This is a genomic window from Heyndrickxia camelliae (assembly GCF_002844575.1).
Taxonomy (GTDB): Bacteria; Bacillota; Bacilli; order Bacillales; family Bacillaceae_C; genus Margalitia; species Margalitia camelliae.
This window is the reverse complement of the sequence record NZ_PIQO01000022.1, coordinates 1-12,292: the sequence shown is the minus strand read 5'-3', so window position 1 is coordinate 12,292 and position 12,292 is coordinate 1. Positions and strand designations below refer to the sequence as shown.

The 12,292-nt window shown below is 36.9% G+C and carries 10 protein-coding genes; all 10 read right to left on the bottom strand.

Annotated elements, in window-relative coordinates:
* Window positions 1–303: 303 nt before the first annotated feature.
* The 10 genes from gltX to CWO92_RS20565 all read right to left on the bottom strand — a co-directional run bounded on the left by gltX (window position 304) and on the right by CWO92_RS20565 (window position 11,776).
* On the bottom strand, window positions 304–1,761 hold the full coding sequence (gene gltX, locus CWO92_RS20610; protein WP_101356095.1) for a glutamate--tRNA ligase: 1,458 nt from the start codon (window positions 1,759–1,761) through the stop codon (window positions 304–306).
* Between the two features lie 246 nt (window positions 1,762–2,007).
* Window positions 2,008–2,487, bottom strand: coding sequence for a 2-C-methyl-D-erythritol 2,4-cyclodiphosphate synthase (ispF, locus tag CWO92_RS20605; RefSeq protein ID WP_101356094.1), 480 nt, complete (start codon window positions 2,485–2,487; stop codon window positions 2,008–2,010).
* Between the two features lie 24 nt (window positions 2,488–2,511).
* A complete protein-coding gene (gene ispD, locus CWO92_RS20600; RefSeq protein WP_133120593.1) occupies window positions 2,512–3,201 on the bottom strand; it encodes a 2-C-methyl-D-erythritol 4-phosphate cytidylyltransferase in 690 nt (229 codons plus the stop codon).
* Between the two features lie 22 nt (window positions 3,202–3,223).
* Window positions 3,224–4,321 (bottom strand): PIN/TRAM domain-containing protein, encoded by a 1,098-nt coding sequence (locus CWO92_RS20595; RefSeq protein WP_101356092.1) that lies wholly within the window; start codon window positions 4,319–4,321, stop codon window positions 3,224–3,226.
* Window positions 4,322–4,539: 218 nt separating this feature from the next.
* Window positions 4,540–5,613 (bottom strand): DNA integrity scanning diadenylate cyclase DisA, encoded by a 1,074-nt coding sequence (disA, locus tag CWO92_RS20590; RefSeq protein ID WP_101356091.1) that lies wholly within the window; start codon window positions 5,611–5,613, stop codon window positions 4,540–4,542.
* 4 nt (window positions 5,614–5,617) lie between these two features.
* Window positions 5,618–6,991: a DNA repair protein RadA gene (gene radA, locus CWO92_RS20585; protein ID WP_101356090.1), complete on the bottom strand. Its 1,374-nt coding sequence runs from the start codon at window positions 6,989–6,991 to the stop codon at window positions 5,618–5,620.
* A 238-nt stretch (window positions 6,992–7,229) separates the two neighbouring features.
* Window positions 7,230–9,668 (bottom strand): ATP-dependent protease ATP-binding subunit ClpC, encoded by a 2,439-nt coding sequence (clpC, locus tag CWO92_RS20580; protein WP_101356089.1) that lies wholly within the window; start codon window positions 9,666–9,668, stop codon window positions 7,230–7,232.
* 12 nt (window positions 9,669–9,680) lie between these two features.
* A complete protein-coding gene (mcsB, locus tag CWO92_RS20575) occupies window positions 9,681–10,754 on the bottom strand; it encodes a protein-arginine kinase McsB (protein ID WP_101356088.1) in 1,074 nt (357 codons plus the stop codon).
* A complete protein-coding gene (mcsA, locus tag CWO92_RS20570; protein WP_101356087.1) occupies window positions 10,751–11,299 on the bottom strand; it encodes a protein-arginine kinase activator protein McsA in 549 nt (182 codons plus the stop codon). Before mcsA ends, mcsB begins: the two co-directional genes overlap by 4 nt.
* 15 nt (window positions 11,300–11,314) lie before the next feature.
* Window positions 11,315–11,776 carry a CtsR family transcriptional regulator gene (locus CWO92_RS20565; RefSeq protein ID WP_101356086.1) on the bottom strand — a complete coding sequence of 154 codons (462 nt, stop codon included), beginning with the start codon at window positions 11,774–11,776 and terminating at the stop codon, window positions 11,315–11,317.
* Window positions 11,777–12,292: the final 516 nt, after the last annotated feature.

Here is a 12,292-nt window from a genome sequence, read left to right as displayed (position 1 = left end):
ACAGCCAATTCACTATGTTCCAACTTTCCCTTTTAACGGCAGGTTTCCGCTTATCCCTACTTGCAGAACGTTCGGAACAAGGCTCAGAGGTGCATTTCAAAAAACGAGAGGCCTAAACCACTTTCAGCCGGTGATGGTTCTCTCTTAAAGACAATGCTCAAGGCGTAGCTTGAACAAGTCCTTTGTAAGCAATCGCTTTTTTACTTCTCCTCATCAACACTTTAGTATATATAATCCATGTAATTAATCACAGAGTTCATGAATAGATATTTAATCTTACTATATAATATTTTGAGCAAAATGTTAATCTAAAATACTTTGAATTCGATCAATAATTTTTTGCTTTCCAAGTAGCTGAATTGCCTTAGGTAAATCCGGTCCATGGACTTGCCCACTCACTGCAGCACGAATTGGCATAAATAATTTTTTACCCTTATGCCCTGTTGATTTTTGAACAGCTTTAATGGCTTTATTAATATATTCCGCCTCAAATACTTCCAATGCATTGATTTCCGCTAAGAAAGCACGTAAGACTTCTGGTACCTGCTCTTCAGCTAAAATGGCTTTCGCCTCTTCTTCATAAGTAATATCATCTTTAAAGAACAGCTCAGAAAGCCCCACAATTTCTGCGCCATAACTCATTTGATCTTGATATAAAGCTACTAAGTTACGGACCCAAGTGTTTTCTTCTTCTGTTAATTTGCTTGGTACTCGACCCGCATTCACTAAATGAGGTAAGGATAGCTCTACCGCTTTATCTAGATCCACTTTTTTCATATATTGATTGTTCATCCAAGCAAGCTTCTGCTTATCAAATAATGCTGGTGACTTAGATAGACGATCCGCATCAAAAAGCTTGATAAATTCTTCTTTGGAATAAATTTCTTCTTCCCCTTGTGGAGACCATCCCAATAATGCAATAAAGTTAAATAAAGCTTCCGGTAAATAACCCAATTCTTCATATTGTTCAATAAATTGAATAATGCTTTCATCACGTTTACTTAACTTCTTACGGCTTTCATTTACGATAAGGGTCATATGACCAAAGATAGGTGGTTCCCATCCAAAAGCTTCATAAATCATCAATTGCTTAGGAGTATTTGAAATATGATCATCTCCACGCAATACATGAGAGATTTCCATCAAATAATCATCAATCGCAACAGCAAAATTATAAGTTGGAATTCCATCCTTCTTGATAATAACAAAATCTCCAATTCCATCTGATTCAAAAGATACTTCATCTTTCACCATATCATGAAATGCATACACTTTTCCTTTTGGAACTAAGAAACGAATGCTCGGCTTTCTGCCTTCCTTTTCAAGACGTTCTTGATCCTCTTTTGTAAGATGGCGGCACTTTCCTGAATACTGTGGAGTTTCACCGCGAGCAAGCTGCGCTTCTCGCTCCGCTTCAAGCTCCTCCTCTGTACAATAACACTTGTAGGCTTGTCCATTCTCAAGAAGCTGATTATAGTATTTTTGATAAATATGATTTCGTTCAGATTGACGATAAGGACCGTATTTGCCTTCCTTATCAACACTTTCATCCCAATCCATTCCAAGCCATTTTAAATATTTCAACTGGCTTTGTTCGCCGCCCTCAATGTTACGCTTAGTATCCGTATCTTCTATACGAATAATAAAGGAACCTCCTTTATTGCGGGCGTATAAATAATTGAAAAGTGCGGTTCTTGCATTCCCTATATGTAAATGTCCTGTTGGACTCGGTGCATACCGTACCCTTATATCCTTTGACATTTTAAAAGTCCTCCTCAGTTTGTCTAAAGACGGTTTTCGAATATATATTGACACTTAGTTATAAATCCTAATATTAAATCTAGTGTCAGGGGCATCTTTTCTCAATAGCCTGTTCCATTTCAAACATACTAAAAAGATGTTTATAAGTACTTGGCTACATAAGAAACATCTTATAAGAAAAGAGCCCTATAAGAAACTATTAATCCTGTACTATTTTACCACTGTCGCTCTTTGAAAAAAAGCGCACTATTTTACTTCTTGTAAAAGAACTACCGCCTGAGATGCGATCCCTTCTCCACGGCCTGTAAAGCCCAGTTTTTCAGTTGTTGTAGCCTTCACATTCACCTGTGTTATGTCGCCTTCCAGCAGCTCGGCAATCCTTTCTCGCATTTGCCCAATATAAGGGGCCATTTTCGGTTTTTGGGCAATGATGGTACAATCAATATTTCCCAAACAATATCCCTTTTCCTTTACTAAATTCCAAACATGCGATAATAATTTAGCAGAATCTGCATCTTTAAAGGCAGGATCAGTGTCAGGAAAATGCTTGCCGATATCGCCCTCTCCAATTGCACCTAAACATGCATCTGCAACTGTATGTAACAACACATCCGCATCTGAATGCCCAAGCAGTCCCTTTTCATATGGAATATGAATCCCACCAATAATCAAGGGGCGCCCCTCGGTCAACTGATGAACATCGTAACCTTGTCCAATTCGAAACATAATTTCGCTCCTTTTCCCGCTTCATTACTTATTTATTGCTCTATGTTTTAAAATTGCCTCAGCTATATAGAGATCTTCTGGAGTTGTTAATTTAATATTATCATAATCAGCCGTCACTATTTGGACAGGAATCTGAAGCCTTTCCACAAGTGAAGCTTCATCTGTACCCAGGAAATTTTCCTGCATTGCTTGATGATGAGCCTCCAGCAAAAGAGAAAAGCGAAAAGCTTGTGGGGTTTGTACCTGCCACAAGCTTGTACGCTCAATCGTCTCCATTACTTGGAAATCTTGAACTTTTTTAATGGTATCCTTAACTGGGACTGCTGCAATTGCCGCTCCTTTTTCGTGAGCAACTTCAACTAGTTGATGAATGACTTCATGCCGGATAAACGGCCTAGCGCCATCATGAACTAAAATAATGCTGCAGTCCTTTGTAACTTGCAAACCATTAAACACGCTATATTGTCTTTCCGTACCGCCAAAAACAATCTGGATTTTTTTGGTGGTACGGTGGGTTTTTAATATTTTTTTAAAGAAGGACTCATCATCAGGTTGAATAACTAAAATAATTCCGCTACATTTTTCATCTTCAAGAAAAACTTTTAGTGTATGGGAAATAATTGGCTTGCCATTTAAGTGAAGAAACAATTTATTCTTTCCTGCTCCCATACGCTTTCCTTGACCAGCAGCTGGAATAATTACCTGATATTCCATTATCTTATACCCCTATCACCTTTTATAATGCTTTCTCTAACATTTTGGGCTTGGCAAATATCATTCTGCCGGCAGATGTTTGAAGTACGCTTGTTACCAAAACATCAATCCGTTTTCCGATATAGTTTCTACCCTCTTCCACAACAATCATCGTACCATCATCTAGATAGGCAATGCCTTGATGGTGTTCTTTTCCGTCTTTAATTAGTTGAACATTTAACTCTTCCCCAGGCAATACAACTGGTTTAACAGCATTCGCTAAATCATTAATGTTTAACACTTGTACATTTTGCAGCTCACAAACCTTATTTAAATTAAAGTCATTAGTGACCACAATACCATTTGTCAATTTTGCCAGTTTGATTAGCTTACTGTCCACTTCCTGTATATCCTCAAAGTCACCTTCGTAGATTTGCACTTCAATTGGAAGCTCTTTTTGTATACGGTTCAGTATATCTAAACCTCTTCTACCTCGATTTCGTTTTAATGCATCGGAAGAATCGGCAATATGCTGAAGCTCCATTAAAACAAATTGAGGAATAACAATGACGCCATCCAAAAATCCTGTTTGGCAAATATCCGCAATTCTACCATCAATAATGACACTTGTATCCAATAGTTTCAATGTTTTTGTATTCTTTTTATCTTCCTCTAATTCGATATTCGCTTTCTTTTTGCTAGAACGTGAAGAAATAGTAAAGAGATTCATCAATTCTTCCCGCTTCTTAAAGCCAATCTGAAAACCTAGATACCCAAGTAATAGAGTTAAAAGAATCGGTACAACCGTATTCACGATCGGAATTTTCATATTATTGAACGGTATCCCTGCCAAATACGCAACTAATAAACCAGAAATTAACCCCAGGCTTCCCGAAATAATTTCCGTAATAGAAGCCTTCACAACAGAATCCTCAAACCATTTAACAAACCCAACAACATAATCAACAGACCAAAAAGTAATAAGATAAAATATAATAGCACCTAAAATTGCAGTAACATAAGAATTATTAAGAAAAATAATATCGTGTAAATTAAATAGTTTAAATAATTCAGGTAATAGAAAAATACCAAGCGTTCCTCCTATAATGAGAAAGCATGCTTGCACAAGTCTTTTTAACATTTTTTCACCTCCTTTATTCATTATAAACAATTTCGTAAGTTTAAAACGTAATATTGATGAATATTTTCATTTTGTAACGATATGGTCAAATTATTGTTATATCGATTTATAAATTTGTACATTTGTAATATTTATCTCCTCATCAATATAGTGTATTGGGCATTGATACTTTTTTCTTCATCTATGTGGATTTCCGAATCCATCATCATAAGAAACCCTTATAACTGGCGGTCTGCAAAGATTTGTTCCCTAATCAGCTGCAATCCGTCCTTAATTTTTCGTGCTCTGACCTCACCAATTCCATCTACTTCGTCTAATTCATCTACCGTAGCGCGCAGGATATTAGGAAGGGTTGAAAAAGTACCTATTAAATTTTCTAAAATGATCATTGGAAGTCTTGGAATTTTGCTCAATACACGATATCCTCTTGGGCAAACTGTTTCATCCGGATGAATAAAGTTGTTATACCCCAATAATTTCATCATGACATTATCGTCTAGAACATCGGTACTCACCATATCTTGGAATCTTAAAAGAATATCAATAGGTTTTACTTTTTGATCATGTGCATAGTCTCTTATAATCAGCATTGCTTCTTCTTCAATATCTGTCATAAGCTCCTTCATCTGCAAACGAACTAAACGGCCTTCCGTCCCTAATTCATTTAAATAGGTTATCAATTCTTTTTTAATCCTTATAACCATCTCTAAGCGGTGAAGTACTTGTAATAAATCACTGTACGTTACAAGTTCTTCAAATTCCAAAACAGATAAATTTGCTATGCTTTGATCTAAAACAACTTTGTATTTTTCTAATGTTTGAATAGCCTGATTGGCCTTTGTTAAAATAACTCCAATATCCTTTAACGCATAACGAAAGCTGCCTTGATATAGCGTGATAACATTTCTTCTTTGCGAAATTGCGATAACAAGTGATTTTGTCTGTTTTGCTACCCTTTCAGCGGTTCGATGCCTCATCCCAGTTTCAGAGGAAGTAATCGATGGATCAGGTGCTAATTGAGCATTCGCAATTAATATTTTACTTCCTGTTTCATTTAGTATAATTGCCCCATCCATTTTGGCTAGTTCATATAAGTAACTTGGACTGAAGTTGCAATTGATGGTAAAACCACCATCTACCAAAGCCTTCATCCGATCGTTATAGCCAAGAACAATTAATCCGCCCGTATTAGCACGCAATACATTATCAATACCTTCTCTAATCGGTGTTCCCGGTGCGATTAACTGCAAAATCTCTGACATTGATTTTTGCCCTGGCTTTCTTTCTTCCATCCATTCATCCTCCTAGTGCATGCTTTAAAGCTTCTTTGACTGTCGAGACACCAATTACTTGAATGTTACTTGGAACTTTCCAGCCTCCTAGATTATTATTCGGAATAATTACCCGATTAAAACCTAATTTAGCAGCCTCTTGAACTCGCTGTTCTATTCTGGATACCCTTCTTACTTCACCAGTTAACCCTATTTCCCCAATAACAATATCATCGGCATTCGTAGGTATATCGCGGAAGCTTGATGCAATACTAACTGCAATAGCCAAATCTATCGCTGGTTCATCAATTTTCACTCCACCTGCAACTTTCAAATAGGCATCCTGATTTTGCAAAAGCATACCAACTCTTTTTTCTAGAACTGCCATAATCAAATTTACTCTGTTATAATCTATCCCCGATGCCATTCTACGAGGGGTAGGAAACATGGTTGGTGAAACAAGTGCCTGTATTTCTACTAGAATTGGACGGGTACCTTCCATGGAAGCCACAACAGTGGAACCAGAAGCTCCCTTTGAACGTTCCTCTAAAAATATCTCAGAAGGGTTTTCCACTTCTTCGAGGCCCAATTCTTTCATTTCAAATATTGCCATCTCGTTTGTTGAGCCAAATCTGTTTTTCACCGCACGTAAAATTCGATAAGAATGGTGTCTTTCCCCTTCGAAATATAGTACGGTATCCACCATATGTTCTAATAGCCGCGGTCCAGCAATATTACCTTCCTTTGTAACATGCCCTACAATAAAAATAGCAATTTCATTTGTTTTTGCTATTCTCATTAATTCTGCTGTACATTCGCGAACCTGAGAAACACTTCCCGGTGCAGATGTTACTTCGGGGTGGAAAATTGTTTGGATAGAATCAATAATGACAAAATTGGGGTTGATATCTTGAATGGTTTGTTGAATAACCTCAAGATTTGTTTCAGAAAAAACATATAGTTCACTTGAAGTAATCTGGAGACGATCCGCTCGTAGTTTCGTTTGTTTTACAGACTCTTCTCCAGAAATATATAAAACTTTGTGTTGGTGAGTGGAAAGCTGAGATGATACTTGAAGAAGAAGTGTTGATTTACCAATCCCGGGGTCTCCCCCAATTAAGACTAAGGATCCGGGTACTACCCCTCCACCTAGCACTCTATTTAATTCCACTAAATCTGTTTCTACTCTTGCTTCTTGTTCCGATTGAATTGTGTTTATTGGTGCAGCCTTTGCCACCGTTCCTGGAGCAGTATGTAAAAAGGCCCCTTTAGGCTTACTAACGACAGCAACTTCCTCCGTCATTTGATTCCATTCATTACAACCCGGACATCTTCCCATCCATTTAGGCGATTCGTATCCACATGATTGGCAAATAAATTTTGTTGTTTTCTTTGCCATTTTTTACTTCCTTTCTATATATCTATGCATTCTTAAAATAGTGATGACCGTTTTAAGGAAAACACAGATTCCTGTCGCTTTTAAAAGCTTTCTTAACTTCGTTCTTAATAAAACAGTATTTATTTATGAAGAGAGGTTGCTCACTTTTAAATACATATCTTATTAAAAGCAAGCAACCTAATTTACTTATTATAGACGCGTTAACTGTCCAAATGGTTTCATTTATTTATAAAACTTATTACGACAATGTTCCTGTCATTTCGGAGGAGTTTACGACAAATTTGCCGTCTTTTACATCAATCACAACATGTTGACCTTCTAAAATGACACCTTTTAATAATTCCTCTGACAAGCGGTCTTCTATATATTTTTGAATCGCCCGGCGAAGCGGTCTAGCACCATATTCCGGATCATATCCTTCTTGGGCTATCTTTTCCTTAGCACCTTCGGAAATTTCCAATTCAATTTTTTGTTCTTTTAAGCGTTTCACTAACTCTTCAGACATGAGCGTAACAATTTGCTTCAATTGATCTTTTTCTAAAGCATGGAAGACAATGGTTTCATCCACACGGTTTAAAAACTCCGGACGAAACGCTTTTTTAAGCTCATCCATTACCTTGCCCTTCATATCCTTATAGTCTTGATTACTATCTTGGATATTGAAACCGACAAATTTATTTCGTTTCAATGCTTCTGCCCCTACGTTAGACGTCATAATAACAACTGTATTGCGAAAATCTACTGTACGTCCCTTAGAATCCGTTAGTCGTCCATCTTCTAATACCTGAAGAAGTATATTGAACACATCCGGATGAGCTTTTTCAATCTCATCTAGCAAAATAACGGAATAAGGTTTTCTACGCACCTTTTCTGTTAATTGTCCGCCTTCTTCAAATCCTACATATCCTGGAGGTGAACCTACAAGTCTAGAAGTAGAATGCTTTTCCATGTATTCCGACATATCAATGCGAATCATTGCATCCTCGTCTCCAAACATTGCCTCAGCAAGAGCTCTGGCTAATTCCGTTTTACCGACACCAGTTGGCCCTAAGAAAATAAATGAACCGATTGGACGTTTTGGATCTTTCAATCCAGCACGTGCACGTCGAACTGCCTTAGAAATAGCTTTAACTGCCTCTTCCTGACCAATTACCCGAGAATGTAATATTTCTTCGAGATTCAACAATCTTTCTGATTCTGTCTGTGCCAACTTGGATACCGGAATTCTAGTCCAATTAGATACAACATTTGCTATATCTTCTACTGTAACTTCGCTGTTTTCTTGACCTTGCTTTTCTTTCCAAGATTTCTTTGTTTCTTCAAGTTTTTCCCGCAAACGTTGTTCGGAATCACGGAGAGATGCAGCTTTTTCGAATTCCTGGCTCTGCACTGCAGCATCCTTTTCCTTTTTAATTTCTTCCAGCTTTGCTTCTAATTCTTTTAAACTTGGAGGAGTAGTATAAGATCTTAATCGAACCTTTGAACCTGCTTCATCAATCAAATCAATCGCTTTATCAGGTAAGAATCGATCCGATATATAACGATCTGATAATTTTACAGCTGCTTCAATAGCCTCATCTGTGATAGATACACGATGATGTGCCTCATAGCGGTCACGAAGACCTTTTAAAATTAAAATAGATTCTTCTATGGAAGGCTCATCCACTTGAATTGGCTGGAATCTTCTTTCCAAAGCAGCGTCTTTTTCAATATATTTTCGGTATTCATCTAACGTTGTTGCACCTATACATTGAAGTTCTCCACGAGCTAAAGATGGTTTCAAGATGTTAGATGCATCAATTGCTCCTTCCGCACCTCCAGCACCAATTAATGTATGGAGCTCATCAATAAATAGAATGATATTTCCAGCTTGGCGAATTTCATCCATTACTTTTTTCAATCGATCTTCAAATTCACCGCGATACTTTGTTCCTGCTACAACTGTTCCCATGTCTAATGTCATAACACGCTTATCACGTAAAGTTTCCGGAACCTCGTTGTTAACAATTTGTTGAGCTAGCCCTTCTGCAATCGCTGTTTTACCAACTCCCGGCTCTCCAATAAGAACAGGATTATTTTTGGTTCTGCGACTTAACACCTCGATGACACGTTGAATTTCTTTGCTACGGCCAATGACTGGGTCAAGCGTCTCTTCCCGAGCGATTGCAGTTAAATCACGAGCAAGACTATCTAGTGTAGGTGTATTCGCGCTAGAAGGTGAGCCACTTTGGCTGCCTGTTTCATTGCTTCCAAGAAGCTGTAAGACTTGTTGACGCGCTTTGTTTAGACTAACCCCTAAATTATTTAAAACCCTAGCTGCTACACCTTCTCCTTCACGAATTAAACCAAGCAATATATGTTCTGTTCCAACATATGAATGTCCTAATTTACGTGCTTCATCCATGGACAATTCAATTACTTTTTTTGCACGTGGAGTATAATGAATGGTTTGCCCAGAATCTTGTCCCTTACCAATCAAGTTTTCTACTTCTGTTTGAATTTTTTCTGCACTTAGTCCGAGCCCATAAAGCGCTTTTGCTGCAATTCCTTCTCCCTCTTGAACTAAACCAAGCAGTATATGCTCTGTACCAATATTATTGTGGCGTAAGCGAATCGCTTCTTCTTGTGATAATGCAAGAACTTTTTGTGCTCTTTCAGTAAATCGTCCAAACATCATAAGGATCTCCTCCTAACCATTATTCACTTCTTCAAGTTTTAAACGTTCTCTAATTAGTGAAGCTCTTCTAATATCCCGTTCATGTGGGCGAAGAGGTCCTCCGGCATATTGTTGTAGAAAGCCTGGCTGTGTTACTATCATTAATTCATTTAAAATACTTTTTGATACGCTTTTGATATATCCAGTATCAATGCCAAGTCGTACATCGGAAAGACATCTTGCTGCTTCTTTTGATTCTATAATACGGCTATTTGCTAAGACACCATATGAGCGGTACACTCTATCTTCTAATTCTATGTTAGAGGTTTTAATCAATGCTTCTCTTGCTGACCTTTCTTGTGCAATTATTTGATGGACTACACTTGTAAGATCCGCAACAATATCCCCTTCCGTTTTACCTAATGTCATTTGATTAGATATTTGGAATATATTCCCGAGAGCTTCGCTACCTTCTCCATATATTCCTCTCACCACTAATCCCAGCTGGTTAATGGCAGGTATTATACGATTCATTTGCTGAGTTAAAATAAGTCCTGGTAGATGAACCATAACGGATGCCCTTAATCCAGTACCGACATTGGTTGGACAGCTGGTTAGATAACCAAATTTTTCATTAAAAGCATAATGTATATTCTCCTCAATTAAATCATCTATTACATTTGCCTTTTCTAATGCATCCTTTAATTGAAGTCCTGGAAAGAGGCATTGAATACGAATATGATCTTCTTCATTTATCATGATGCTTACATCTTCATCTTCCGTTAAAATAACTGCCCCATGTGAAGATTCATCTGCAAGATTTGGGCTTATTAAATGTTTTTCAACTAGAACCCTTTTTTGTAAAGGTTGTAAGTCATCCATTTTTAATAAATCAATATAACTATGGTCTTTTTTTATTTTGTTAAAAATCTCTGTTACTTCTGTAATAATTTCCTTTGCCTGTTCAGGACTAGATATAGTTGGAAAATAATGATTTTTAAAGTTACGGGCCAATCGAATTCGAGAGCTTAAAACAATATCAGAATCCGGTCCATCCTGACTCATCCATGAACTGATTGCATTACTTAAAAATTTATCCAGAGTCATTCGGCCTCCCCTCCTTTTGATAGAAGTTGAGCCTCTAACAAACGAATTTGATCACGTATTTCTGCGGCTTTTTCAAATTCCTCATTTTGAACAGCAACTTGCAGGTCTGATCTAAATTGTTGGATTTGTTTTTTTAGTTGAATGGAACCCCCAATTCTTTTAGGGATTTTACCGTGGTGCTCATAATTCCCACTGTGCAATCTTTTTAAAATAGGAGATAATTGTTCTTTAAAAGTTTCATAACAATGCGAACAACCAAACTTACCTACATTTAAAAACTGATTAAACGTCATCTTACAATTTTCACACTGTAAAATACCGTTCCTAGGGAGTGTTTCTTGCTTCGTTTGTTGAAAAATTGGATCGTAGTTAAATAATCCTGCTAATAAGTTATTAATTGAAAAACCTGGCTCTCCATCAAACATGAACATTTCACCTTTTTCCTGTGCACATTTTTCGCAATAGTGAAGTTCTGTTTTCTCCCCATTTAAAATCTTGGTAAAGTGTAGAGTCGCCGGGCGTTCCTGACATTCTTGACAAATCATGCCTTACACCTCTCACTATTTGTATTTCAATGTCACTAACATCGCCTTTAGCATTCTGGCCCTCAGTTCATCTCTTTCCGGTAGATCAATATATAAAACTGAACGATCCATCACACATAGCATAATTTTTGCTTCTCTTTCGGATATTACCCCTTCTTCCACTAATCTAATGACCACATCTGTTGCATTTGACTGGGAGATGCGATTTTTGATAAGTAGAATAAGCTGGTCAATCAAATGTGCCTGATCATGACTTTTTACCTTCATGATTCGAATATATCCGCCGCCGCCTCTTTTACTTTCTACAACATACCCTTTTTCTATTGTAAAGCGTGTATTTATTACATAATTTATTTGAGATGGAACACACTGAAATTTATCTGCAATTTCACTTCTTTTTATTTCTACAATTTCACTGCCATTCATTTCTAATACTTTCTTTAAGTAGTTTTCTATGATGTCAGATATATTTTTCATCAAGTCCACCTCCTTATCCCGACTTGACTTTGACTATATTTGACATTAATTATACATGATTATTTTAAAAGTGCAAGGGTTTCAGCTCTGCATATGTAGGCGGCTATAACAGACTTTACGGTATATTTTATGTAGAATGACAATATTGGTTAACTAGTACAGGATATTTCTAATATCAGTTTCACCAAAGAATTCTTAAAATAAAACAATGGAAAGTACGAAGATAATAATTCTTTATGCATACTAGTTCCACTATAAAAGTTTTCACTAAATATAGCGCCGCAAATTTTTTGTTGATTTAAAGAAGAATCAAGTAAATTTATTCAACTATTGAGCGAAACATCGTGTGCATTTTGTTAATCTCTTTCCCAATCTTGCGATACCTTGACATAATTTCACGTTTTTTACTTTACTCTCACGAAAATAGTAGCTAATCCACGAATTTAGCGTGTAACCCAAGGACTTTAAATCTAATATTTCCATGAAAAAAAGCCACAGATCGAAATCTGTGACTTT